The organism is Pseudomonas putida, from assembly GCF_050989985.1.
Classification (GTDB): Bacteria; Pseudomonadota; Gammaproteobacteria; order Pseudomonadales; family Pseudomonadaceae; genus Aquipseudomonas; species Aquipseudomonas putida_AI.
Genome location: NZ_CP158815.1, coordinates 2,234,340 through 2,259,931, shown reverse-complemented (window position 1 = coordinate 2,259,931; position 25,592 = coordinate 2,234,340). Strand labels below are relative to the sequence as shown.

The window sequence follows — 25,592 nt, the reverse complement described above, 5'->3', positions numbered from 1 at the left end:
ATGAAGTACATTTTTGACATCGTGCATGGCCTCTACACCCAGCTTCGCAGCCTGGTGATGATTTTCGGCCACGCCTTCCGCAAGCGCGACACGCTGCAGTACCCGGAAGAACCGGTCTACCTGCCGCCGCGCTACCGTGGCCGTATCGTCCTGACCCGCGACCCCGACGGTGAAGAGCGTTGCGTAGCCTGCAACCTGTGCGCCGTGGCTTGCCCGGTCGGTTGCATCTCGCTGCAGAAAGCCGAAACCGAAGACGGTCGCTGGTACCCGGACTTCTTCCGCATCAACTTCTCGCGCTGCATTTTCTGCGGCCTCTGCGAGGAAGCCTGCCCGACCACCGCGATCCAGCTGACGCCGGATTTCGAAATGGCCGAGTTCAAACGTCAGGACCTGGTTTACGAGAAAGAAGATCTGCTGATCTCCGGCCCCGGCAAAAACCCTGATTACAACTTCTATCGTGTTGCAGGTATGGCGATTGCCGGTAAGCCGAAAGGCTCCGCGCAGAATGAAGCCGAACCGATCAACGTGAAGAGCTTGCTGCCTTAAGGAAGAAAGATGGAATTCGCTTTCTATTTCGCATCGGGTATCGCTGTGGTGTCCACGCTTCGCGTGATCACCAACACCAACCCTGTGCACGCCCTGCTCTACCTGATCATTTCGCTGATCGCCGTGGCCATGACGTTCTTTGCCCTCGGCGCACCGTTTGCCGGTGTTCTGGAAGTGATCGCCTACGCTGGCGCCATCATGGTGCTGTTTGTGTTCGTGGTCATGATGCTGAACCTGGGCCCGGCCTCGGTTCAGCAGGAGCGCGTCTGGCTCAAGCCCGGTATATGGGGCGGCCCGGTCGCCCTCGCCGCGCTGCTGCTGGTTGAACTGCTGTATGTGCTGTTCTCCCACCAGAGCGGTCAGGCCGTCGGCCACACCACCGTAGACGCCAAGGCCGTGGGCATCAGCCTGTTCGGTCCTTATCTGCTGGTGGTCGAACTCGCCTCGATGCTGCTGCTCGCCGCAGCCGTCACGGCGTTCCACTTGGGCCGCAACGAAGCCAAGGAGCAATGACGATGCCTGCTATCCCTATGGAGCATGGTCTGGCGGTCGCCGGCATCCTGTTCTGCCTCGGTCTGGTTGGCCTGATGGTCCGCCGCAACATTCTCTTCGTGCTGATGAGCCTGGAGGTCATGATGAATGCCTCCGCACTGGCGTTCATCGTTGCCGGTAGCCGCTGGGCGCAGCCGGATGGACAGATCATGTTCATCCTGGTGATCAGCCTGGCAGCCGCCGAGGCCAGTATCGGCCTGGCGATTCTGTTGCAACTGTATCGCCGCTTCCACACGCTCGATATCGACGCTGCCAGTGAGATGCGCGGATGAACCTACTCTTTCTGACTTTCGTATTCCCTCTGATCGGTTTCCTGCTGCTGTCGTTCTCCCGTGGACGCATCTCGGAAAACCTCGCGGCCCTTATCGGCGTCGGCTCCATCGGCCTGTCGGCGATCGTTGCCGCTTATGTGATCTGGCAATTCAACGTCGCCCCGCCTGAAGGCGGTCACTACACCCAGGTGTTGTGGCAGTGGATGGCGGTGGAAGGCTTCACGCCGAACTTTGCCCTGTACCTGGATGGTCTGTCCCTGACCATGCTCGGTGTAGTGGTTGGCGTCGGCTTCCTGATCCACCTGTTCGCCTCCTGGTACATGCGTGGCGAAGCCGGTTACTCGCGCTTCTTCGCCTACACCAACCTGTTTATCGCCAGCATGCTGTTCCTGGTGCTGGGCGATAACCTGTTGTTCCTGTACTTCGGCTGGGAAGGCGTGGGCCTGTGCTCGTACCTGTTGATCGGTTTCTACTACAGCAACCGCAACAACGGTAACGCCGCACTCAAGGCCTTCATCGTGACCCGTATCGGTGACGTGTTCATGGCCATCGGCCTGTTCATTCTGTTCGCCCAGCTGGGCACGCTGAACGTTCAGGAACTGCTGGTGCTGGCTCCGCAGAAATTCCAGGCCGGCAACCCATGGATGGTCCTGGCCACCCTGATGCTGCTCGGTGGTGCCGTTGGTAAATCCGCACAGCTGCCGCTGCAAACCTGGCTGGCGGACGCGATGGCCGGTCCTACCCCGGTTTCGGCACTGATCCACGCCGCAACCATGGTGACCGCCGGTGTCTACCTGATCGCCCGTACCCACGGCCTGTTCACCCTGGCGCCGGAAATCCTGCACCTGGTGGGCATCGTTGGCGGCGTGACCCTGGTCCTGGCCGGTTTTGCTGCCCTGGTTCAGACCGACATCAAGCGTATCCTCGCCTACTCGACCATGAGCCAGATCGGCTACATGTTCCTGGCCCTGGGCGTTGGTGCCTGGGACGGCGCGATCTTCCACCTGATGACCCACGCCTTCTTCAAGGCCCTGCTGTTCCTTGCTTCCGGTGCGGTGATCGTTGCCTGCCACCACGAGCAGGACATCTTCAAGATGGGTGGCCTGTGGAAGAAACTGCCTCTGGCCTACGCCAGCTTCATCGTCGGCGGCGCGGCCCTGGCGGCCCTGCCACTGGTGACCGCAGGCTTCTACTCCAAGGACGAAATCCTCTGGGAAGCGTTTGCCAGCGGTAACCACGGTCTGCTCTACGCAGGTCTGGTCGGCGCGTTCATGACCTCGCTCTACACCTTCCGCCTGATCTTCATCGCGTTCCACGGTGAAGCGAAGACCGAAGCCCACGCCGGTCACGGCATTGCCCACTGGCTGCCACTGTCGGTGCTGATCGTATTGTCCACCGCCATCGGCGCGATGATCGTTCCACCACTGCACGGCGTGCTGCCGGAAAGCGTCGGCCATGCCGGCGGCGAAGCCAAGCACAGCCTGGAAATCGCTTCGGGCGCCATCGCCCTGGCCGGTATCCTGCTGTCTGCCCTGTTGTTCCTGGGCAAGCGTCGCTTCGTTACCGCCGTCGCCAACAGCGGCATCGGCCGTATCCTGTCGGCCTGGTGGTTCGCTGCCTGGGGCTTCGATTGGATCTACGACAAACTGTTCGTCAAGCCATACCTGGCGATCAGCCACATCCTGCGCAAAGACCCGCTCGACCAGACCATCGGTCTGATCCCGCGCATGGCCAAAGGCGGTCACACCGCCCTGAGCCGTACCGAGACCGGTCAACTGCGTTGGTATGCCGCCTCGATGGCTGCTGGTGCCGTGCTGGTAATTGGCGCCGTCGTGCTGGTAGCGGTCTGATATGAACCTTGCGAACTTGCGAAAGGAATTGAGCCCGTCATGATTCTGCCTTGGCTAATCCTGATCCCCTTCATCGGCGGCCTGCTGTGCTGGCTGGGTGAGCGCTTCGGCGCCACCCTCCCCCGCTGGATTGCGCTGATCACCATGTCCCTGTTGCTCGCCCTCGGCCTCTGGCTGTGGGCCCACGGCGACTATTCGTTTGCACCAAAACCTGGCGCCGACCCTACCTGGGTGCTTGAGTTCAAGCACATCTGGATCCAGCGTTTCGGCATCAGCGTGCACCTGGCCCTCGACGGCCTGTCGCTGCTGATGATCATGCTGACCGGTCTGCTGGGTGTCCTCTCGGTACTCTGCTCGTGGAAAGAGATCCAGCGTCACGTTGGCTTCTTCCACCTGAACCTGATGTGGATCCTGGGCGGCGTCGTCGGCGTGTTCCTCGCCCTCGACCTGTTCATGTTCTTCTTCTTCTGGGAAATGATGCTGGTGCCGATGTACTTCCTCATCGCGCTCTGGGGTCACAGTTCTTCGGACGGCAAGAAAACCCGGATCTACGCGGCGACCAAGTTCTTCATCTTCACTCAGGCTTCCGGCCTGATCATGCTGGTGGCGATCCTGGGCCTGGTACTGGTCAACTTCAACGACACCGGCGTGATTACCTTCAACTACGCCGACCTGTTGAAAACCAAGATGTCGACGACCACCGAGTACATCCTGATGCTCGGATTCTTCATCGCATTCGCGGTGAAACTGCCTGTCGTACCGTTCCACTCCTGGTTGCCTGACGCTCACGCCCAGGCGCCGACCGCAGGTTCCGTGGACCTGGCCGGTATCTTGCTGAAAACGGCGGCCTACGGTCTGCTGCGTTTCGCCCTGCCGCTGTTCCCGAACGCTTCGGCCGAGTTCGCGCCAATCGCCATGACCCTGGGTCTGATCGGGATCTTCTACGGTGCGTTCCTGGCGTTCGCACAAACCGACATCAAGCGTCTGATCGCCTTCTCGTCCGTTTCCCACATGGGCTTCGTACTGATCGGCATCTACTCCGGCAGCCAACTGGCGCTGCAGGGCGCAGTGATGCAGATGCTGGCGCACGGTCTGTCCGCTGCCGCACTCTTTATCCTGAGTGGCCAGCTGTACGAACGCACCCACACCCGCGACATGCGTGAAATGGGTGGCCTGTGGTCCAAGATCGCCTACCTGCCGGCCCTGAGCCTGTTCTTCGCAGCCGCCTCCCTGGGTCTGCCGGGTACCGGTAACTTCGTCGGCGAGTTCCTGATCCTGATCGGCACCTTCCCGTTCGCCCCATGGGTCACCGTCATCGCGACGACCGGCCTGGTGTTCGGTTCGGTCTACTCGCTGATCATGATCCACCGTGCGTACTTCGGTCCGGCCAAATCGGACGCGGTAATGCATGGCATGGACGGCCGCGAAATGATCATGGTGGTCGGTCTGGCAGCACTGCTGATCTACATCGGCGTCTACCCGCAACCGTTCCTCGATACCTCTGCAGCTACGATGCATGGCGTGCAGCAATGGCTCGGCACCGCCTTCACTCAACTCGCTTCGGCCCGGTAAGAGCGCTATGGAATTCACACTTCAACACTTTATTGCGCTGGGGCCGCTGCTGATCACCAGCGCCACGGTCATCGTGGTGATGCTGGCCATCGCCTGGCGCCGCAACCACTCCCAGACCTTCCTGCTGTCGGTGGCGGGTCTGAACCTGGCATTGCTGTCGATCCTGCCAGCCCTGAAAGTCGCGCCTCTGGCCGTGACCCCATTGCTGCAGATCGACACCTTCGCCTGCCTGTACATGGCGCTGATCCTGGTCGCCACCCTGGCTTGCGTAACCCTCGCCCACGCCTACCTCGGCGATGGCGGTTCGGGTTACCCGGGCAACCGTGAAGAACTGTACCTGCTGATCCTGATGGCCGCCGCCGGTGGCCTGGTTCTGGTCAGCGCGCAACACCTGGCTGGCTTGTTCGTTGGCCTGGAGCTGCTGTCGGTACCGGTCTATGGCCTGGTGGCCTACGCCTTCTTCAACAAGCGCTCGCTGGAAGCCGGTATCAAGTACATGGTGCTGTCGGCTGCCGGTTCCGCGTTCCTGCTGTTCGGTATGGCCCTGCTCTACGCTGACGCCGGCTCCCTGAGCTTCGTCGGTATCGGCCAGGCCCTGGCGGCCACCGGCATGCCGAGCTCGCTGGCCCAACTGGGCCTGGGCATGATGCTGATCGGCCTGGCGTTCAAACTGTCGCTGGTTCCGTTCCACCTCTGGACCCCGGACGTTTACGAAGGTGCTCCGGCACCGGTGGCCGCGTTCCTGGCGACCGCTTCCAAAGTGGCAGTGTTCGCAGTGATGGTGCGTCTGTTCCAGATCTCCCCTGCTGCCAGCAGCGGCGTGCTGAGCAACGTGCTGACCATCATCGCCATCGCGTCGATCCTGTTCGGTAACCTGCTGGCCCTGACCCAGAGCAACCTCAAGCGTCTGCTGGGTTACTCGTCCATCGCCCACTTCGGTTACCTGCTGATCGCCCTGGTGGCGAGCAAGGGTCTGGCCGTGGAAGCCATCGGCGTGTACCTGGTCACCTACGTGATCACCAGCCTCGGCGCCTTCGGTGTGATCACCCTGATGTCCTCGCCGTACAACGGGCGTGACGCGGATGCCCTGTACGAATACCGCGGCCTGTTCTGGCGCCGTCCGTACCTGACCGCCGTACTGACCGTGATGATGCTGTCCCTGGCCGGTATCCCGCTGACCGCGGGCTTCATCGGCAAGTTCTACATCATCGCCACCGGTGTCGAGTCGCACCAATGGTGGCTGGTCGGTTCCCTGGTACTGGGCAGCGCCATCGGCGTGTTCTACTACCTGCGCGTCATGGTCACCCTGTACCTGATCGAACCGAACCTGCGTCGCCACGATGCGCAACTGCACTGGGAACAACGTGCAGGCGGCGTGATGCTGCTGGCCATCGCGGTCCTGGCCTTCTTCCTCGGCCTGTACCCACAACCGCTGCTGAACCTGGTTCAGCAATCGGGTCTGGCGGGTTGATCGCTTAAGTACTCTCGGTAACAAACAGAAACGGCACCTTCGGGTGCCGTTTTTGTTTTTGTGGGATTTGTTACTGCTGCTCTCCCCTCCTCCAAGAATTCCCGAAAGCTCTCGCGTGATTACCCGTTCGCTCCTACATCCAGCATTGAGCACCAGGTTTTATCTTGAATGACATCTGGATAGTTAAATCAACACGAGAACGTTCTAATGAAACGTGACAGCTTTTCCGAACTGATAGAGGGCTTTGATGCCTTGGTGGCGGAACGCCAAAGTAAAGTCATGCAACTCCCCTATAAAGCACAGCCCTCTGCACTGCCACTCTCCTGCACTGAAGCGCTACGTAACTTTGCCCCGTTAATAAATTCTGGCTATATTTGTCCAGAATATGGGAGAGATAAAATGATCGTGGTTCCTTTGGCCGAAGCAAAAAACAATCTGTCCAAACTCGTCGATGACGCAGCCGCCGGCCAGGTAATCACAATTGCCAAACATGGTCGCGCCCTTGCTCGCCTGGTTCCTGTTGGAAAACCTTGCGGGCAACGCATCGGCGCGATGAAAGGCAAGCTGGTGCTTCCTGTAGACTTTGACGCCTCACTGCCGGACGACGTACTCGATGCGTTCGAGGGTATCCAGTCATGAGGCTACTGCTCGACACACATATTTTGCTGTGGACGCTCAGCGACGATCCGAGATTGTCCGGCAAAGCCAGGAAGCTCATTGAGAGCGCAGCCGACATCTATGTGAGTGCGGCAACATTCTGGGAGATGGCGATCAAGGTCGGATTGGGAAAACTCAATGTTGATCTGGAAGAAATCCGCCGTTATTGCCTCGACAGTGGGTTCATCGAACTGCCGGTGACCTCAGAACATGCCATCGCCGTGAAAGACCTTGAACATCATCACCGTGATCCATTTGATCGCCTCATCATTGCTACCGCAATGACAGAACCCATGAAGCTACTTACCGCCGACCCATTGATTGCCAAGTACACGGACTTGGCTGTTTTGGTTTGATTCTCCAGCTACGGTAAAACCTGAACGTTTGTTCGACGAGACAACCTAGTCGTTCCGAATGCCATCTTCGCGAGCAGGCTCGCTCCCACAATGGATCGGCATCAGACACAAATGTCGGGTTCGCCGCAGATCAACTGTGGGAGCGGGCTTGCCCGCGAAGACGGTGGTACAGACACCAAAAAAAACGGCACCTTCCGGTGCCGTTCGCCTTTCACAGTCCAGCGCTTTACTTGCGCGCCTCCGCCCACGACTTCAGCAGTTCGTTGTAGCCCACGGTCTCGCCTTTCGGCTTCTCGTTGGCCAGTTTTGGTTTCGGAGCGCCCGGCTGGTCGAACCAGTATTGCGCATCGCGCTCGGGGTTCATTTTCGGGGCGCAGGTGGCTTGGGCCTTCGAGCGTTCCAGGCGGGACATGATTGCGTCCTGATCCTTGGCCAGCCCGTCCAGTGCTGCTTGTGGAGTTTTCTCGCCACTGGCGGCTTCGGCGATGTGGCTCCACCACAGTTGCGCCAGACGTGGATAGTCCGGCACGTTGGTCCCGGTCGGGGTCCATTGCACGCGGGCCGGGCTGCGGTAGAACTCCACCAGGCCACCGAGTTTCGGCGCCAGGTCGGTCATCGCTTGCGAGTTGATGTCCGACTCGCGGATTGGCGTCAGGCCGACGATGGTTTTCTTCAGCGATACGGTTTTCGAGGTCACGAACTGCGCGTACAGCCAGGCCGCGAGTTTCTGCTTCTCAGGCGTGGACTTGAGGAAGGTCCAGGAACCCACGTCCTGATACCCCAGCTTCATGCCCTCCTCCCAGTACGGTCCGCGTGGCGAAGGCGCCATGCGCCATTTCGGCGTGCCATCGGCGTTCATCACCGCCAGGCCAGGCTTGGTCATGTCGGCCGTGAACGCGGTGTACCAGAAGATCTGCTGGGCGATGTTGCCCTGGGACGGCACCGGACCGGATTCGGAGAAGGTCATGCCCGCTGCTTCCGGCGGCGCGTACTTCTTCAGCCAGTCCACGTATTTGGTGGTGGCGAACACTGCTGCCGGACCGTTGGTGTCGCCACCGCGAGTCACACTGGAACCCACCGGATGGCAATCCTCGACCCGGATGCCCCACTCGTCCACCGGCAAGCCGTTGGGAATGCCCTTGTCGCCGCCACCGGCCATGGAGAACCAGGCATCGGTGAAGCGCCAGCCCAGGGACGGGTCTTTCTTGCCGTAGTCCATGTGCCCGTAGACGCGCTTGCCGTCGATTTCCTTGACGTCCTCGCTGAAGAACTTGGCAATGTCTTCATAGGCCGACCAGTTCACCGGCACACCCAGCTCGTAACCGTACTTTTCCTTGAACTTGGCTTTCAGTTCCGGGCGCTCGAACCAGTCGGCGCGGAACCAATACAGGTTGGCGAACTGCTGGTCAGGCAATTGATAGATCTTGCCGTCCGGTGCGGTAGTGAACGAGATACCGATGAAATCCTTGATATCCAGGGTTGGCGAAGTGAAGTCCTTGCCTTCGTTGGCCATCAGGTCGGTGATCGATTCGGTCTTGCCGTAGCGGAAGTGCGTACCGATCAGGTCCGAGTCGTTGACCCAGCCGTCATAGATGCTCTTGTCCGACTGCATCACGGTCTGCAGCTTTTCCACCACGTCGCCTTCCTGCAGCAGGTCGTGGGTCAGCTTGATCCCGGTGATCTCGCTGAAAGCCTTGGCCAGCACCTTGGACTCGTATTCGTGAGTCGCGATGGTTTCCGACACCACCTTGATGTTCATCCCGCGGAAAGGCTCGGCCGCCTTGATGAACCACTTCAGTTCTTCCAGCTGTTGATCGGCCGTCAGCGTGGACGGCTTGAATTCGCTTCCAATCCATTTCTTCGCAGCTTCTTCATAAGCGTCGGCCCAGGCCGAAGCGCTCAAACCGCTGAGTGCCAGCAGGGCTGCCAATGAAATGCTATGTCGCAGCTTATTGTTTTTGTCGAACATAGAGACCTCCTGTTTAATTTTCGGAGCAACATTGCCGAGCGATTCGACTAGCCCCAACGCATCACCACCAACAGCCACACCAGGGACAACGCGAACGCTACCCAGATGCTCCAGTCGGTCACGCCAATTACCAGCAGATGCAGGTAGGCGCTGCCGAGAAGACCGATGAACAACCGATCGCCACGGGTGGTGGCAATCGGCAAGAAACCACGCCGAAGAATGCTCGGCGAACGCAACTCCCAAGTCGTCATGACCGCCAGGATCACGGCGATCACGCTGAAGAATGCCGCCGTGGGGACGGTCCAGCTCATCCATTCCATCATCAGCTCCTCATACCCGGCCCAGGGCAAAGCCCTTGGCCACATGGTTGCGAACAAACCAGATCACCAGCATGCCCGGCAGGATGGTCAATACCCCCGCCGCCGCCAGCACGCCCCAATCGATACCGGACGCCGAGACCGTACGGGTCATCACCGCCGCGATCGGCTTGGCGTTCACCGACGTCAGGGTTCGCGCCAGCAGCAGCTCGACCCAGGAAAACATGAAGCAGAAAAATGCCGTCACGCCGATGCCGGAGCCGATCAGGGGGATGAAAATCTTCACGAAGAACTTCGGAAAACTGTAGCCGTCGATGTAGGCCGTTTCGTCGATTTCCTTGGGAACACCGGACATGAAGCCCTCCAGAATCCACACCGCCAACGGCACGTTGAACAGGCAATGGGCCAACGCCACCGCGATGTGGGTGTCGAACAGGCCAATCGAGGAATACAGCTGGAAGAACGGCAGCAGGAACACTGCCGGCGGCGCCATACGGTTGGTCAGCAGCCAGAAGAACAGGTGCTTGTCACCCAGGAAGCGATAGCGCGAAAACGCATAGGCCGCCGGCAACGCCACGGTCAGGGAGATGATCGTGTTCAGGGTCACGTAGTAGGCCGAGTTGATGTAACCGGTGTACCAGCTCGGATCGGTGAAGATCACCTTGTAGTTGGCCAGGGTGAAATCCTGTGGGAAAAGCGTCAGGCCGCCGAGGATTTCGGTGTTGCTCTTGAAGGACATGTTCAGCAGCCAGTAGATCGGCACCAGCACAAACAGAATGTACAGCAGCAATGGAATCAGCTTTCTCTTGCTCATGGCGCGGGCCTCAACGGTTGGCGTCAGAGTGAGTCATGGCTGTGTAGAACAGCCAGGACACCAACAGGATGATCAGGAAATACACCAGCGAAAACGCAGCCGCCGGCCCCAGGTCGAACTGTCCTACCGCCATCTGTGTCAGGGTCTGGCTGAGGAAGGTCGTGGCATTGCCCGGTCCGCCGCCCGTCAGCACGAACGGTTCGGTGTAGATCATGAAGCTGTCCATGAAGCGCAGCATCACCGCGATCAGCAACACGCTCTTGAGCTTGGGCAGCTGGATGTGCCGGAACACCGCCCAGGCCGAGGCCCGGTCGATGCGTGCCGCCTGGTAGTACACGTCCGGAATCGCCCGCAGGCCGGAGAAGCACAGCAGCGCCACCAGCGAAGTCCAGTGCCAGACGTCCATCACCAGTACGGTGACCCAGGCGTCCATGGTATTGGCCGCATAGTTGTAGCTGATGCCCATGGCGTTGAGGGCCGAACCGAGCAGGCCGATGTCGGCACGCCCGAAGATCTGCCAGATAGTGCCCACCACGTTCCACGGAATCAGCAGCGGAATCGCCAGCACGATCAGCACCACCGACGACCAGCGCCCCTTGGTCGGCATGGTCAGGGCGATTGCGATCCCGAGGGGGATTTCGATCAGCAGCACGCAAGCCGAATAGATGAACTGACGCAGCAGCGAATCATGCAGGCGCGGGTCGAGCAGCACCTGCTTGTACCAGTCGGCACCGACGAAGTAGCGGCTGGACTGATCGAAGATGTCCTGCACCGAATAGTTGACCACGGTCATCATCGGGATCACCGCACTGAATGCCACCAGCAGGAACACTGGCAACACCAGCCACCAGGCCTTGTTGTTCTGCACCTTGTTCATGGCTGCACCTCTCCCATGGCCTGTGGCTCCAGCAAGAATTCGTCGGCATAGACCATCAGCCACTGCGCCGGAAAACTGATATAGGCCGTGCCTTCGGGCACCGGCTTGTCTTCGGCCAGGCGTACCTTCAACGGCACGCCGTCGAGGTTCAGGGTCATGATCTTGTAGGTACCGAGGTCTTCGACGTGTACGACTTTTGCCCGCAGTGCGTCATCGAACGGTTCTTCCCACACGTGGACGAACTCCGGGCGAATGCCGACCTTCAGGGTTTGCCAGGAGGTCTCGGCGATGCGCTTCTGCATGGCTTCGGACAGCGGCAAATGGGTCGAGGCGAAGCCGACGCCACCCGGTTGCGGCTGTACGTCGATCAGGTTCATGCCGGGGCTGCCGATGAAATACCCGACGAAGGTATGACTCGGCCGCTCGAACAGTTCCCGTGGCGTACCGAACTGCACGATCTGCCCGCCATACATCACCGCGATCTTGTCGGCGAAGGTCGAGGCCTCCAGCTGATCGTGGGTGACGTAGACCATGGTGATGTTGAACTGCTCGTGGATCTGCTTGAGCTTGCGTCGCAGCTTCCACTTCAGGTGCGGGTCGATCACCGTCAGCGGTTCGTCGAACAGGATCGCCGACACGTCATCGCGCACCAGACCGCGGCCCATGGAGACTTTCTGTTTTTCGTCGGCGGTGAGGTTGCGGGCCTTTTTGTTCAGCAGGTTCTGCAGGTCGAGGACTTCGGCGATTTCCTGCACCTTGGTGTGAATTTTCGCTTCGGCCATGCCCTGGTTACGCAACGGAAAGGCCAGGTTGTCGAACACCGTCATGGTGTCGTAGACCACCGGAAACTGGAAAACCTGGGCGATGTTGCGCTTCTCCGGCGTCAGGTCGTTGACCGCCTTGCCATCGAACAGCACATGCCCCTGGGACGGGCTGAGCAACCCGGAAATGATATTGAGCAAGGTCGACTTGCCACAGCCCGAGGGGCCGAGCAAGGCGTAGGCGCCACCCTGCTCCCAGATATGGTCCATCTCGCGGATCGCGTAATCCTCAGGGCCGTTCGGCGTTTTGGTGTAGCTGTGGGCGAGGTTCTGCAAACGGATTTCGGCCATCAGGCAACCCTCGCGACACGCCGGCCCGGCGCCTGGACCAGGCGCCCCTGCGTATCGAACACAAACAGTTTATGGGTCGGGATATAGATGCGGATCGGCGCATCGACGTCGTATTCGTGAACCCCGGGCAGGTGCAGCACCAGCAGGAAATGCTCGTTGCGCACGTGCAGGAAGGTTTCCGAGCCGCTGATTTCGGCGACTTCGACGGTTACCGCCAATTCGAGGTCATCGTCATTGCTCGGCACCAGCGAGATATGGCTGGGGCGCACACCGAAGCGAAATTCGCCCTCACCCACCGGACGCAGATCGACGTTCAACGGGAAGTGCACGAAATTGGCGAAACTCACTTCGTTGCCGGCGATACGGCCTGGCATCAGGTTGATCGGCGGCTCGGAAAACAGCTCGGCCGCCAACACGGTCTGCGGTTGGTGATAGACCTCGGAAGACTGGCCGCTCTGAATCACCCGCCCTTCGTGAAGAATGGTGGTGGTGCCTCCCAGAGCCAGGGCTTCGTTGGGTTCGGTGGTCGCGTAAATGGCGATGGTATGGCGAGCCTTGAACAGCTCGCGCATTTCCTGGCGCAGCTCTTCACGCAATTTGTAGTCGAGGTTGACCAGCGGCTCGTCGAACAGGATCAGCTCGGCATCCTTGACCAGCGCCCGGGCCATGGCCGTGCGCTGTTGCTGGCCGCCGGAGAGTTCAAGGGGATAGCGCTTGAGGAATTTCTCGATGCGCAACATCTTCGCGGTTTCCAGCACCTTGCTCTGGATCTGCTCGTTGGACACACCGGCCTGGCGCAGCGGCGAGGCGATGTTGTCGAAGACGGTCATGGTCGGGTAATTGATGAACTGCTGATACACCATCGATACGTTGCGCAAACGCACCGGGCGTTGCGTGACGTCGACGCCATTCATCAGGATGCGACCGCTGTCAGGCTTGTCCAGCCCGGCCATCAGACGCATGAGACTGGTTTTGCCGGACAGCGTGCGCCCAAGCAAAACGTTGAAGGATCCAGGTTCGAAACGCAGGCACGCATCGTCAATCCAGGTCTGGCCCTCGACGGTGCGGCTGACATGCTCCAGGGTTAATGACATGGCTCGGCCTTTTTTATTTTTTGGAGTCAAGCGACCGGAGCAATAAAGCGACATTCGTGCCAGAAATCACATGTCATTGATAAACATGAAGATTATTGAAAACTGAGCGCTGTTCGCTTTCGATGCTGAACACAAATGAACAATCGAGACTGAACAATTGAACACCCCGGCGATTGACAATGAACATTAGTGAACAACAATCTATGAACTGTTCGCGCCCCTTGTAGGAGCTGCTGAAGGCTGCGATCTTTTGATCTTGTTTCAAAAAATCAAAAGATCGCAGCCTTCGGCAGCTCCTACAGGTGTTGTTTCGCCGCGAATGAAAAAAATAAAAACAAAAAGAGCTGGTTCAGAGATCAACTGCCATGGCCGCACCTGCCCCCGCGTTATCCCACGACGCCATCATCCAGGACTCCTGGTCCCGTTGCCGTGCGTTCGGCCTGAGCCATCAAAGCACTCCGGCGTTCGATCAATTGCCGGCCGCCGACATCGCGCATTTGCTGGAAAGCCAGCATTCACTGGTGCAGACCACCCACCAGGAAGTGCTGCCGTACTACGAGAACATCCTGAGCAATTCCAATTGCCTGATCATGCTCGCCGACAATCAGGGCCAGGTGCTGACGTCCTGGGGCACCCAGCGCTTTATCGAGCCTGGCCTGGCCCGGGGGTTCAGCGCCGGCGCCAGCTGGATGGAGCGTTGCAGCGGCACCAACGCCATCGGCACCGCACTGGCTTGCGAGCAGGCGGTGCACATCGAACACGATGAACACTTTCTCAAGGCCAACCGTTTCATGACCGGCTCCGCCGCGCCGATCTTCGATGCCGAGCGCAAGGTCATCGCCGTGCTGGATGTGTCCAGCGACAGTTACCTGCCGCCATCGCACACCTTGGGCATGGTCAAGATGATGAGCCAGACCGTGGAAAACCGGCTGATCCTCAACCTGTTCCACGGCCAGCATTTCCAACTGACGTTCAACACCGGCCTGAACAACCTCGACAGTCAGTGGGCCGGGTTACTGATATTCGACGAGAGTGGCCAGGTGCTGTCCGCCAATCGCCGCGCCGATAATCTGCTGGGTGTACGTTTGTCTCGGGTCAGTGTCGAGAGCCTGTTCAAGGTGTCGTTGCTGGAACTGCTCAATCAACCCGAAGGCCTGCCCTTCTCGCTCCAGGCCTCGGGGCGCAATCGTTTTCAGTGCCTGCTGAAACGGCCGAAGCAGGCATCGATTCAGCCCAGGTTGTTTGTTGAAAGCAAAAACGCCGAACCCGTCGCGGCGGCGCCGGCCACCATCAGCCTCAGCACCCTGCACTTTGGCGACAGCCGCGTGGAAAAGGCCGTGCGTCAGGCTGAGCGTCTGCTGGAGAAGGACATTCCGTTGCTGATCCATGGGGAAACCGGGGTCGGCAAGGAAGTCTTCGTCAAGGCCCTGCATCAGGCCAGCTCTCGCAACAAACAGTTGCTGATCGCCGTCAACTGTGCGGCGATCCCCGCCGAACTGGTGGAGTCAGAGCTGTTCGGCTACGAAAAAGGCGCGTTCACCGGCGCCAACCAGAAAGGCAGCATCGGCCTGATCCGCAAGGCCGACAAAGGCACGCTGTTCCTCGACGAAATCGGCGACATGCCGCTGCCGACCCAGGCCCGATTGCTGCGCGTATTGCAGGAGCGTTGCGTGCAGCCGGTGGGCAGCAGCGAGTTGTTCCCGGTGGACATCCGCATCATTTCCGCGACCAACCGTTCGTTGCGCGAGCAGGTGCAGTTGGGGCGCTTCCGCGAAGACTTGTACTACCGCATCGGCGGCCTGACCCTGGAATTGCCGCCGTTGCGCGAGCGCAGTGACAAACAAGCGCTGTTCAAGCGTTTGTGGGAACAACACCGCGAGACCAGCCAGTGGGCCGGTTTGAGCCGTGAGGTACTGGAGCTGTTCGACCGCCATCCGTGGCCGGGGAATTTGCGACAGGTCAGCAGCGTGATGCAGGTGGCGCTGGCCATGGCCGAGGAACAACCGGTGCGGCCGGAGCATTTGCCGGATGATTTTTTTGTCGATCTGGAGATGGAACCGGTGGAGACGCCGGAACCGTTGGCGGTGGATCTGGATGATGCCGAGGATCTGAATCGGCAGTTGCAGGCGGTGGGGGGGAACATATCCCATCTGGCGCGGCGGTTGGGGGTTAGTCGCAATACCCTGTACAAGCGGTTGCGCCAGTCAGAGGGATAAAAAGATCGCAGCCTTCGGCAGCTCCTACAGGGTGTACGCCTTGCCAATGTAGGAGCTGCCGAAGGCTGCGATCTTTTGATCTTCAAAACAAAACCCGCACAAGGCGGGTTTTGTTTGCAGCTAACACAGCAATCAGTCAGCCAGACGCCAGGTCGTGCCGCCCTTGCCATCTTCCAGCACCACGCCCATGGCGGTGAGCTGGTCGCGGATGCGGTCGGACTCGGCCCAATCCTTGTTGGCGCGGGCAGTCAGGCGAGCCTGGATCAGCGCCTCGACTTCAGCCGCATCCACGCGCCCTTCGGCACCGGCCTGCAGGAAGTCTTCGGCTTCGAGCTGCAACACACCCAGCACACCGGCCAGTTCCTTCAAGCGCGCCGCCAGACCGGCCGCCGCCGCGAGATCGGTCTCGCGCAGACGGTTGATCTCACGCACCATCTCGAACAGTACCGCGCAGGCTTCCGGCGTGCCGAAGTCGTCGTTCATCACCTGGGTGAAACGCTCGACGAAGGCTTCGCCGCCAGCCGGGGCCACGTTCGGCAGGCCTTTCAACGCGTGGTAGAAACGCTCCAGGGCGCCCTTGGCGTCCTTGAGGTTGTCTTCCGAATAGTTGATGGCGCTGCGGTAGTGGCTCGACACCAGCAGGTAACGCACGACTTCCGGGTGGTACTTGTCGAGCACGTCGCGGATGGTGAAGAAGTTGTTCAAGGACTTGGACATCTTCTCGCCGTTGATCCGGATCATGCCGCAATGCATCCACGCGTTGGCGTAGGTCTTGCCGGTGGCCGCTTCGCTCTGGGCAATTTCGTTTTCGTGGTGCGGGAACTCCAGGTCACTGCCGCCGCCATGGATGTCGAAAGTCTCGCCCAGGCAGCAGGTCGACATCACCGAGCATTCGATGTGCCAGCCCGGACGCCCGGCGCCCCACGGCGATTCCCAGCTCGGTTCGCCCGGCTTGGCGGCTTTCCACAATACGAAGTCCAGCGGGTCCTGCTTGGACTCGTCGACTTCGATGCGGGCGCCGATGCGCAAATCTTCGATCTTCTTGCGCGACAGCTTGCCGTAGCCCATGAACTTGCCGACGCGGTAGTACACGTCGCCATTGCCCGGGGCGTAGGCGTAACCCTTGTCGATCAGAGTCTGGATCATCGCGTGCATGCCGGGGATGTGGTCCGTGGCACGCGGCTCCATGTCCGGCTTCTTGATGTTCAGGCGCGCTTCATCTTCGTGCATCGCCGCGATCATGCGCTCGGTCAAGGCTTCGAACGACTCGCCGTTCTCGTTGGCCCGGTTGATGATCTTGTCGTCAATGTCGGTGATGTTGCGCACATAAGTCAGGTCGTAGCCGCTGAACCGCAGCCAGCGGGTCACCAGGTCGAAGGCGACCATGCTGCGGCCGTGGCCCAGGTGGCAGTAGTCGTACACGGTCATCCCGCACACGTACATGCGCACCTTGTTGCCATCGAGCGGCTTGAAGACTTCTTTGCTCTTGGTGAGCGTGTTGTAGATCGTAAGCACGTTATTTCCTTGACGCTGAATCACTGGCCCCACGAATCACGCAGGGTCACGGTACGGTTGAATACCGGGGCGCCCGGTTTCGAGTCCTTGATATCCGCGACGAAGTAACCTTCGCGTTCGAACTGGAAACGGTCTTCCGGCTGTGCGTTGCCCAGCGAAGGCTCGGCACGACAACCGGTGAGTACCTGCAGCGAATCAGGGTTGATGTTGTCCAGGAAGCTGGCGCCGTCTTCGGCCTTCTCCGGGTTGGCGGAGCGGAACAGACGGTCGTACAGGCGCACTTCGCACTCGACGCTGGCTGCGGCCGGTACCCAGTGGATTACGCCCTTGACCTTGCGGCCTTCAGGGTTCTTGCCCAGGGTGTCCGGATCGTAGGAGCAACGCAGTTCGACGATGTTGCCATCGGCGTCCTTGATCGCTTCGTCGGCACGGATCACGTAGCTGCCGCGCAGGCGCACTTCACCGGCCGGTTCCAGGCGCTTGTAGCCCTTCGGCGGCTCTTCCATGAAGTCTTCACGGTCGATGTAGATCTCGCGGGCGAACGGCAGGACGCGAACGCCCATGTCTTCTTTCGGGTGGCACGGCAGTTCGAGGTTTTCGACCTGGCCTTCCGGATAGTTGGTAATCACGACTTTCAGCGGACGAAGCACGCACATGGCGCGCGGTGCGCTCTGGTCGAGGTCGTCACGGATGCTGAACTCGAGCATGCCGAAGTCGACCACGCCGTCGGAACGGTTGGTGCCGATCATCTCGCAGAAGTTGCGGATCGATTTTGGCGTGTAGCCACGGCGGCGGAAGCCCGACAGCGTGGACATGCGCGGATCGTCCCAGCCGTTGACGTGCTTTTCATCGACCAGCTGCTTGAGCTTGCGCTTGCTGGTGATGGTGTAGTTCAGGTTCAGGCGGCTGAACTCGTACTGGCGCGGATGCGCCGGCACCGACAGGTTGTCGAGGAACCAGTCGTACAGCGGACGGTGGCCTTCGAACTCCAGGGTGCAGATCGAGTGGGTGATGCCTTCGATGGCGTCCGACTGACCGTGGGTGAAGTCGTAGTTCGGGTAGATGCACCACTTGTCACCGGTCTGGTGGTGGTGGGCGTGACGGATGCGATACAGGATCGGGTCGCGCATGTTCATGTTCGGCGAAGCCATGTCGATCTTCGCCCGCAGCACGCGTGCGCCGTCCGGGAACTCGCCGGCGCGCATGCGGGCGAACCAGTCCAGGTTCTCTTCGACCGAACGGTCGCGGAACGGGCTGTTCTTGCCAGGCTCGGTCAGGCTGCCACGGTATTCCTTGGCCTGCTCGGGGGTCAGGTCGTCGACATAGGCCTTGCCGGCCTTGATCAGCTCGACCGCCCAGTCGTGCAACTGGTCGAAGTATTGCGAGGCATAGCGCACTTCGCCGGCCCACTGGAAGCCCAGCCACTTGACGTCGCTTTCGATCGCGTCGATGTATTCCTGGTCTTCCTTGGCCGGGTTGGTGTCGTCGAAACGCAGGTGCGTGACGCCGCCGAACTCCTGGGCCAGGCCGAAGTTCACGCAGATCGACTTGGCATGGCCGATGTGCAGGTAACCGTTGGGCTCAGGCGGGAAACGAGTGACGATCTGCGTGTGCTTACCCGAGTCCAGGTCCGCCTGGATGATCGGCCGCAGGAAATTGACCGGCACGGCAGGGCCGGTCTTGGCATTCGAGGTAGGGTCGACAGTGGGCTTGCTCATAGAATCCTTGGCGAAGTGCGTGGCCTGGGTGGAGGCCGGACAAAACAAAGCCGCTATCATAGCCGATGCCGTCAAGTACCTGACAGAGCGTGCCTGGCAATCGGTCGCATTTAATCGGCGGCAAAAGAAAAAACAGCCTCGAAATTCGCGCCTGTCACGCTAAACTGCGCACCTTGGCCGATCAGGCTGAACCGGTAGCGGAGCGAAATGTTCCAATACCCACGAATTCCCTATAAAGAGTACCGATCATGACCCAAGTCAAACTGACTACCAACTTTGGCGAAATCGTTCTGGAACTGAACGCCGAAAAAGCCCCGATCACCGTGGCCAACTTCGTCGAGTACGTCAAAGCCGGTCACTACGAAAACACCATTTTCCACCGTGTCATCGGTAACTTCATGATCCAGGGCGGCGGTTTCGAGCCAGGCATGAAAGAAAAGAAAGACAAGCGTCCAAGCATCCAGAACGAAGCCGACAACGGTCTTTCCAACGACAAATACACCATCGCCATGGCCCGCACCATGGAGCCGCATTCGGCTTCGGCGCAGTTCTTCATCAACGTGACCGACAACAGCTTCCTGAACCACAGCGGCAAGAACGTTCAAGGCTGGGGCTACGCGGTATTCGGTAAAGTGACCGCAGGCACCGACGTTGTCGACAAGATCAAAGGCGTGGCCACCACTTCCAAGGCCGGCCACCAGGACGTACCAGCAGACGACGTGATCATCGAGAAAGCCGAGATCATTGAGTGATATTGCTGATTTCAGACTTGCATCTGGAAGAGGAGCGCCCGGACATTACCCGGGCGTTTCTGGATTTGCTCGCCGGACGCGCCCGCTCGGCGAGTGCCTTGTACATTCTCGGCGACTTCTTCGAGGCATGGATCGGCGACGACGCCATGACGCCCTTCCAGCGCTCCATCTGCCAGGCCCTGCGCGAATTGAGCGACAGCGGCACGGCCATCTTTCTGATGCACGGCAATCGCGACTTCATGCTCGGCCAGGCCTTCTGCAAACAGGCCGGCTGCACCCTGCTGAAGGATCCGAGTGTCGTGCAATTCAACGGCGAGCCGGTGCTGTTGATGCACGGCGACAGCCTGTGCACCCGCGACGAAGCCTATATGAAGCTGCGGCGCTACCTGCGCAACCCCGTCACCCTGTTCATCCTGCGCCATCTGCCGCTGGGCACGCGGCATAAACTGGCGCGCAAGCTACGCAGTGAAAGCCGGGCGCAAACGCGGATGAAGGCCAATGACATCGTCGATGTCACGCCGGAGGAAATTCCGCGGATCATGCAGCAATACGGGGTCAAAACACTGATCCACGGCCATACCCATCGGCCCGCCATCCACAAGTTGCAGCTTGGCGACCAGGCGGCACGACGCATTGTGCTGGGGGATTGGGATCGCCAGGGTTGGGCGTTGCAGGTGGATGAGCAGGGGTTTGCGCTGGCGCCGTTTGATTTCGCCCCGCCGCCGCAATTGGCTGCGCCCACCCTCTAACACTCACCCCCCCCTGTAGGAGCGAGCATGCTCGCGATGGACGTCAACGATTACGCTTGGGGCCTGATACTCCGCGTCGTTCTCAGGTTCATCGCGAGCATGCTCGCTCCTACAGGGGACAGTGTTTGGCTTAGTGGCCGGCAGACGCCGCAGGCCCGGCCTTCGCGGTAAACGGCGGCTTGGCCAGCCACACGATCAATATCAGGCCCATGAACATCCAGCCCAACAAGGTGAAGTAGTCCACCGTGGACATGATGTACGCCTGGCTGACCACCATCTGCTCCATCTGCGTATAGGCCTTGGCCCCTGCCCCGCCCAGATGCGTCAACGCCTCGCGGGTGGCCGGGTCGAACGGGGTGATGCTTTCGGTCAGGTAGGCGTGGTGCTGGTCGGCGCGGCGGATCCAGATCCAGGTGGTCAGCGAGGCCGCGAAGCTGCCGCCCAGGGTCCGCAGGAACGTGGCCAGGCCCGAACCGTCGGCAATCTGGTGCGGAGGCAAATCCGACAGCAGGATGGTCAGGGTCGGCATGAAGAACAGCGCTACGCCAATACCCATGAACAGCTGCACCAAAGCGATGTGCTGGAAGTCCACTTCATTGGTGAAGCCGGCGCGCATGAAGCAACTCAGACCGATGGCCAGGAACGCCCCGCCCGCCAGCACCCGCATGTCGAAGCGCGGGGCGTATTTGCCGACGAACGGCGACAGCAGCACCGGCAGAATGCCCAGCGGCGCCACGGCGAAACCGGCCCAGGTCGCGGTGTAGCCCAAACGTGTCTGCAACCACTGCGGCAGGATCAGGTTGATCCCGAAGAACCCGGCGTAGCCCAGGATCAACACGATGGTGCCGTAGCGGAAGTTGCGGTGGGCAAACAGCCGCAGATTCACCACCGGGTGCTCGTCGGTCATTTCCCAGATCACGAAGAACGCCAGGGCGACCACGGAAATCACCGAACCAATAATGATGAAGCTCGATTCGAACCAGTCCGCGTCGTTGCCTTTATCGAGGACGATCTGCAAGGCGCCGACGCCGATGACCAACGCGATCAAGCCGACGTAATCCATGGGCTGGCGGCTGGTCACCACCGGCCTTTTCTTCATCTGCTGCGTCACTACCCAGGCGGCAAACAGCCCGATCGGCACGTTGATGAAGAAGATCCACGGCCAGCTGTAGCTGTCGGTGATCCAGCCACCGAGGATCGGCCCGGCAATCGGCGCCACCACCGTTACCATCGCCAGCAGCGCCAGGGCCATCCCCCGTTTCGCCGGCGGATAGACCGCAATCAACAGGGTCTGGGTCATCGGGTACAACGGCCCCGCCACCACCCCTTGCAGGACCCGGAAGCCCACCAGCTCCGGCATCGAGGTGGAAACCCCGCACAGAAACGACGCGAGCACGAACAGCAGCGTGGCCCAGACAAACAGCTTCACCTCGCCGAAGCGCCGGCTGAGCCAGCCGGTCAATGGCAAGGCGATGGCGTTGCTCACCGCAAACGAGGTGATGACCCAGGTGCCCTGCTCCGCACTCACGCCCAGGTTGCCGGAAATCGTCGGCAACGCCACGTTGGCGATGGTGGTGTCGAGCACCTGCATGAAGGTCGCCAGCGACAGGCCGATGGTGCTGAGCACCAGGCTGGGCGGGCTGAATGACGCGTTATTGCTCATCGCAATTCCTATGAAACCAGACAATCGCAGCTAGCCCTCTGTGGGAGCGAGCCTGCTCGCGATTGCGTCAGTTCAGTCGACATTGATATTGAATGTCAGTCCGCTATCGCGAGCAGGCTCGCTCCCACAGGGCTGTTATCAGCGGTTCGCGGTCTTGCTGACCGAAGCGCTGTTGTCGTGGATCAGTTGCGTGATCATGGCGTCTGCCTCGGCCAGCTGACGGTCATAGATGCTGGTGCTGAACGACGCCTTTTGTGGCGGTTGTTGCGCCAGCACCGGGCCGCTCTGGTCATGCAGGTCCACATTCACCACGGTCGACAGGCCGACCCGAAGTGGGTGTTTGGCCAGCTCCCGGGCATCCACGTGAACCCGCACCGGCACCCGCTGCACGATCTTGATCCAGTTGCCGGTGGCGTTCTGCGCCGGCAGCAAGGCAAACGCGCTGCCGGTACCGGCGCCGAGGCTGTCGATGGTGCCGCTGTATTTCACGCTGCTGCCATAGAGGTCGGTTTCGATCTCCACCGGCTGGCCGATGCGCATGTCACGCAGCTGGGTTTCCTTGAAGTTGGCGTCGATCCACAGCTGATCCAGCGGGATCACCGCCATCAGCGCAGTGCCCGGCTGCACCCGCTGACCGAGTTGCACGGTGCGCTTGGCCACGTAACCGGTGACCGGCGCGATCAAGGTGCTGCGAGCATTGTTCAGGTAGGCCTGGCGCAACTGCGCGGCGGCGGCCATCACGTCCGGATGCGAAGAAACCACGGTATCGTCCACCAGTGCGCTGGTGGTCTTGAGTTTCTGCTGGGCGTTGGCCAGGGCGTTTTGAGCCGAGGTCAGGTCGTCACGGGCGTGGGACAGTTCTTCCTGGGAAATCGCCCCGCCGGCGGCAAGGTTTTTCCGCCGGTTGAAGTTCTCCTGGGCCTTCTGCACTTCAGCCTGCTGCGCATTGACCTGGGCCTTCATGCCATCAACGTTGCTGTACAGACCGCGTACCTGACGCACCGTGCGCGCCAGCGTGGCCTGGGCATTTTGCAGGCCGATCTCGGCATCGTTGGGGTCGAAGTTCACCAGCACCTGGCCTTCCTGCACCAGATCGCCATCATCGGCGCCGATACTCACCACCGTACCGGTGACCAGCGGGGTGATTTCCACCACGTTGCCGTTGACGTAGGCGTCGTCGGTGCTTTCGCTCCAACGACCATAAAACTCGTGATAAGCCCAGACACCCGCGCCGCTCAACGCGACCGCGACGGCGAGGATCAACAGCATGAACTTGCGCTTGCCCGCGTTGGGATTGCGCTGGCTTGTCTCAGCTGGGGTTGTTTCGTTTGGGGTTGTATCGGCAGTGGCCATGGCAAATACCTTGAATTAGTGAGTCAGCGTGGCTGGAGCGGCTGCGGTCGAGGCCGCGATGGCCTCGGGCTGAAAACCGCCACCCAGCGCCTGCATCAGTTGGATCGACAGGTCGATCTGCTCGGCATTCAGGTCAGCCAGCTGACGCTGGGCCTGGAGCAATTGCTGCTCGATGCTGAGCACGTCCAGGTAGTTACCGATGCCGGAACCGTACCGCTGGACCACGGTGTTGTAAGACTCTTGCGCGATGTCGGTGGCGTGCTGCTGAGCAGCGATCTGCCGGCCGATGTCACTCAACTGGTTGATGCTGTCACTCACATCCCCCAGCGCCCTGACCAGGCTTTTGTTGTACTGCGCCACCGCCAGGTCATAGTCGGCGTCGCGCGAATCGAGGTCGGCGCGCAGGCGGCCCCCGTCGAATATCGGTACGGAAATGGTCGGGGCGATGTTGAAGAAGCGGCTCGCCGAACCGAACATCGCGTCGCCCAACAAGGATTCGGCACCGGCAGCGGCACTGAGGTTCAAGTTGGGATAGAAGCGGGTCTTGCCGGCGTCGATGTTCTTGCTCGCCGCCTCGACTCGCCAGCGCGCGGCCACCAGGTCCGGACGCCGACCGAGCAACTCGGCCGGCAGTACCGACGGCAAGGCCACGGCGCTGGCCTTGAGGATTTGCGGCCGGGCGATTTCATTGCCGCGGTCCGGCCCCTTGCCAAGCAACACGGCCAACGCGATTTTCGCGCTGTTCAGGCGCTTTTCGGCGTCGATCAGGTTGGCTTGCGAGGTGGCTTCCAGGCTTTCGGTCTGCTGGAACTGATACTGACTGTCGATCCCGGCACCCAGGCGACGCTTGCTCAAATCGAGCATTTGCCGGGTGCGCTTGAGGTCCTCGGCCGACAGGTCATGGACGATGTACGCCTGGCCCAGATCGCTGTAGGCGCGGGCCACGTCGGCGGACAGGGTCAATTGCGCGGCCTGCCGGTCGACCTCAGCGGCGCGGGCTTCGCCCAACGCGGCTTCCCAGGCGTCACGCTGACCACCCCAGAGATCGAAGTTGTAATTGAAGTTTGCGCCGAGGCTGCGCAACGTCGCGTAACGGCCGCCCTGGCCGCTCGGATCCTGATCCCGGGCCAGTCGCGAACGGCTGATACCGGCGCTGGCATCGAGGGTTGGCATCCGTTCGGCATCGGCGGCGGACGCAGCAGCAGTGGCCTGATGGGCACGGGCGTCGGCAATTTGCATGTCCGGGCTGTCGTGCAGAGCTTCACGGATCAGTCCGTCGAGCTGCGGATCGCCGAGGCTTTTCCACCAGTCGCTTTTCGGCCAGGCCGCCGGCGACAGGGTTACGCCGTTGAGGGATTGCCCGGCCTTGAGGCTTTTCGCATCGAGGCTCACGCCTTCGGTGTTCAGGCCGCTGTAATTGGCGCAACCGGCCAGGGTCATGGCCAACAGCACCAGGCTCAATCCGCTGCGCAAGGTCTTACTGTTCATCGTTACCACCTACCCGCAGCAGGGTGATCGAGTCACCGGCTGCCACCAGGATTTTCTTCAGGATCTGTTCCAGGGTTTTCAGTTCTTCGGGCGTCACCGCCCCCGCCAGTTCGTTCATGGCGTCGGCACCGATGTGCGGCAGGCGATCGGCCAACTGCTGGCCCTCCTGCGTGAGCACCAGTCGCACCTGGCGGCGGTCCGCCTCGGAGCGCTGGCGAGCGAGGAAACCTTTCTGTTCCAGACGATCGAGCATGCGGGTCATTGAGCCGCTGTCCAGGGACAGGTGCCGGCACAGCTCGCCCGGGGAATCGACACCGAACTGGGCCATGATGATCAACACCTTGAACTGCGCGGCGGTGATGCCGTGGGGTTCCATGTGCGTGTCGAGAATCCGGTCCTTGAGCAGCGCGGCGCGTCCGAGCAATAGACCGAGATGGCAATTGTGGAAGTTGTCCGGGGTGAAATGCTTCATCTGATCACCAATTAACTGCCTAGGCAGGGAATGTATGTCGAGATGTTACTGCCTAGGCAGCCAATGTCAACGTAATAGTTAGGTTGCTTGCTAAATAGTTGACCAACGGTGTCGGGTTTTATGCGACCGCACTGGCTCGCTCCCACAAGGTCCAGTGAGATCCCTGTGGGAGCGAGCCTGCTCGCGATTGAGGCGATGCGGTTTAGA

At 60.5% G+C, this 25,592-nt stretch carries 23 protein-coding genes; 11 read left to right on the top strand and 12 right to left on the bottom strand.

The features are described 5' to 3' along the window. From nuoI to ABTV29_RS10485, 8 genes are all read left to right on the top strand, one after another. Entirely contained in the window at positions 1-546 is a 546-nt protein-coding gene (gene nuoI, locus ABTV29_RS10520; protein ID WP_178132024.1) for an NADH-quinone oxidoreductase subunit NuoI, read from the top strand. Between the two features lie 9 nt (positions 547-555). Continuing rightward, the gene (nuoJ, locus tag ABTV29_RS10515; protein WP_085718312.1) at positions 556-1,059 is read left to right on the top strand and encodes an NADH-quinone oxidoreductase subunit J; all 504 of its coding nucleotides are present in this window, start codon (positions 556-558) and stop codon (positions 1,057-1,059) included. 2 nt (positions 1,060-1,061) lie between these two features. Next, the gene (gene nuoK / locus ABTV29_RS10510) at positions 1,062-1,370 is read left to right on the top strand and encodes an NADH-quinone oxidoreductase subunit NuoK (RefSeq protein ID WP_007946416.1); all 309 of its coding nucleotides are present in this window, start codon (positions 1,062-1,064) and stop codon (positions 1,368-1,370) included. Beyond that, entirely contained in the window at positions 1,367-3,220 is a 1,854-nt protein-coding gene (gene nuoL, locus ABTV29_RS10505) for an NADH-quinone oxidoreductase subunit L (protein ID WP_433770002.1), read from the top strand. Before nuoK ends, nuoL begins: the two co-directional genes overlap by 4 nt. A gap of 39 nt (positions 3,221-3,259) precedes the next feature. Beyond that, positions 3,260-4,792, top strand: coding sequence for an NADH-quinone oxidoreductase subunit M (nuoM, locus tag ABTV29_RS10500; RefSeq protein ID WP_433770001.1), 1,533 nt, complete (start codon positions 3,260-3,262; stop codon positions 4,790-4,792). 7 nt (positions 4,793-4,799) lie between these two features. Continuing rightward, entirely contained in the window at positions 4,800-6,263 is a 1,464-nt protein-coding gene (gene nuoN, locus ABTV29_RS10495; protein WP_433770000.1) for an NADH-quinone oxidoreductase subunit NuoN, read from the top strand. 207 nt (positions 6,264-6,470) lie between these two features. Next, complete coding sequence (locus ABTV29_RS10490; protein ID WP_433769999.1) at positions 6,471-6,902, top strand: type II toxin-antitoxin system Phd/YefM family antitoxin; 432 nt, start codon at positions 6,471-6,473, stop codon at positions 6,900-6,902. Then, the gene (locus tag ABTV29_RS10485) at positions 6,899-7,276 is read left to right on the top strand and encodes a type II toxin-antitoxin system VapC family toxin (RefSeq protein WP_433769998.1); all 378 of its coding nucleotides are present in this window, start codon (positions 6,899-6,901) and stop codon (positions 7,274-7,276) included. The genes ABTV29_RS10490 and ABTV29_RS10485 overlap by 4 nt, the downstream gene beginning before the upstream one ends. A gap of 226 nt (positions 7,277-7,502) precedes the next feature. Here ABTV29_RS10485 and ABTV29_RS10480 read toward each other — a convergent pair whose 3' ends face one another. The 6 genes from ABTV29_RS10480 to ABTV29_RS10455 are packed head-to-tail and all read right to left on the bottom strand — an operon-like array spanning position 7,503 to position 13,459. Continuing rightward, positions 7,503-9,245: an ABC transporter substrate-binding protein gene (locus ABTV29_RS10480; RefSeq protein WP_433769997.1), complete on the bottom strand. Its 1,743-nt coding sequence runs from the start codon at positions 9,243-9,245 to the stop codon at positions 7,503-7,505. A 47-nt stretch (positions 9,246-9,292) separates the two neighbouring features. After that, entirely contained in the window at positions 9,293-9,565 is a 273-nt protein-coding gene (locus tag ABTV29_RS10475; protein ID WP_433771821.1) for a DUF2160 domain-containing protein, read from the bottom strand. A gap of 10 nt (positions 9,566-9,575) precedes the next feature. Further along, positions 9,576-10,376, bottom strand: coding sequence for a carbohydrate ABC transporter permease (locus ABTV29_RS10470; protein ID WP_175377394.1), 801 nt, complete (start codon positions 10,374-10,376; stop codon positions 9,576-9,578). Positions 10,377-10,386: 10 nt separating this feature from the next. Beyond that, positions 10,387-11,253 carry a carbohydrate ABC transporter permease gene (locus ABTV29_RS10465; RefSeq protein WP_175377395.1) on the bottom strand — a complete coding sequence of 289 codons (867 nt, stop codon included), beginning with the start codon at positions 11,251-11,253 and terminating at the stop codon, positions 10,387-10,389. Further along, positions 11,250-12,365, bottom strand: a complete 1,116-nt coding sequence (locus ABTV29_RS10460) for an ABC transporter ATP-binding protein (RefSeq protein ID WP_433769996.1) — start codon at positions 12,363-12,365, stop codon at positions 11,250-11,252. Before ABTV29_RS10460 ends, ABTV29_RS10465 begins: the two co-directional genes overlap by 4 nt. Then, positions 12,365-13,459: an ABC transporter ATP-binding protein gene (locus ABTV29_RS10455; protein ID WP_433769995.1), complete on the bottom strand. Its 1,095-nt coding sequence runs from the start codon at positions 13,457-13,459 to the stop codon at positions 12,365-12,367. Before ABTV29_RS10455 ends, ABTV29_RS10460 begins: the two co-directional genes overlap by 1 nt. A gap of 365 nt (positions 13,460-13,824) precedes the next feature. Between ABTV29_RS10455 and ABTV29_RS10450 the strand changes: the two genes are divergently transcribed. Then, positions 13,825-15,675 carry a sigma-54-dependent Fis family transcriptional regulator gene (locus ABTV29_RS10450; RefSeq protein WP_433769994.1) on the top strand — a complete coding sequence of 617 codons (1,851 nt, stop codon included), beginning with the start codon at positions 13,825-13,827 and terminating at the stop codon, positions 15,673-15,675. A gap of 132 nt (positions 15,676-15,807) precedes the next feature. Here ABTV29_RS10450 and cysS read toward each other — a convergent pair whose 3' ends face one another. Together cysS and ABTV29_RS10440 are read right to left on the bottom strand one after the other, a co-directional pair. Next, positions 15,808-17,190: a cysteine--tRNA ligase gene (gene cysS / locus ABTV29_RS10445; protein ID WP_433769993.1), complete on the bottom strand. Its 1,383-nt coding sequence runs from the start codon at positions 17,188-17,190 to the stop codon at positions 15,808-15,810. Positions 17,191-17,210: 20 nt separating this feature from the next. After that, the gene (locus ABTV29_RS10440) at positions 17,211-18,908 is read right to left on the bottom strand and encodes a glutamine--tRNA ligase/YqeY domain fusion protein (protein WP_433769992.1); all 1,698 of its coding nucleotides are present in this window, start codon (positions 18,906-18,908) and stop codon (positions 17,211-17,213) included. Positions 18,909-19,156: 248 nt separating this feature from the next. Between ABTV29_RS10440 and ABTV29_RS10435 the strand changes: the two genes are divergently transcribed. After that, positions 19,157-19,660 (top strand): peptidylprolyl isomerase, encoded by a 504-nt coding sequence (locus tag ABTV29_RS10435; RefSeq protein WP_085718299.1) that lies wholly within the window; start codon positions 19,157-19,159, stop codon positions 19,658-19,660. Then, the gene (lpxH, locus tag ABTV29_RS10430; RefSeq protein WP_433769991.1) at positions 19,657-20,409 is read left to right on the top strand and encodes a UDP-2,3-diacylglucosamine diphosphatase; all 753 of its coding nucleotides are present in this window, start codon (positions 19,657-19,659) and stop codon (positions 20,407-20,409) included. The genes ABTV29_RS10435 and lpxH overlap by 4 nt, the downstream gene beginning before the upstream one ends. A gap of 130 nt (positions 20,410-20,539) precedes the next feature. Here lpxH and ABTV29_RS10425 read toward each other — a convergent pair whose 3' ends face one another. From ABTV29_RS10425 to ABTV29_RS10410, 4 genes are all read right to left on the bottom strand, one after another. Further along, on the bottom strand, positions 20,540-22,072 hold the full coding sequence (locus ABTV29_RS10425; RefSeq protein ID WP_433769990.1) for a DHA2 family efflux MFS transporter permease subunit: 1,533 nt from the start codon (positions 22,070-22,072) through the stop codon (positions 20,540-20,542). A gap of 138 nt (positions 22,073-22,210) precedes the next feature. Then, positions 22,211-23,425 carry an efflux RND transporter periplasmic adaptor subunit gene (locus ABTV29_RS10420; protein ID WP_433769989.1) on the bottom strand — a complete coding sequence of 405 codons (1,215 nt, stop codon included), beginning with the start codon at positions 23,423-23,425 and terminating at the stop codon, positions 22,211-22,213. Positions 23,426-23,440: 15 nt separating this feature from the next. Further along, positions 23,441-24,913: an efflux transporter outer membrane subunit gene (locus tag ABTV29_RS10415; protein WP_433769988.1), complete on the bottom strand. Its 1,473-nt coding sequence runs from the start codon at positions 24,911-24,913 to the stop codon at positions 23,441-23,443. Next, on the bottom strand, positions 24,903-25,385 hold the full coding sequence (locus ABTV29_RS10410) for a MarR family winged helix-turn-helix transcriptional regulator (RefSeq protein ID WP_433769987.1): 483 nt from the start codon (positions 25,383-25,385) through the stop codon (positions 24,903-24,905). The genes ABTV29_RS10415 and ABTV29_RS10410 overlap by 11 nt, the downstream gene beginning before the upstream one ends. Positions 25,386-25,592 lie beyond the last annotated feature (207 nt).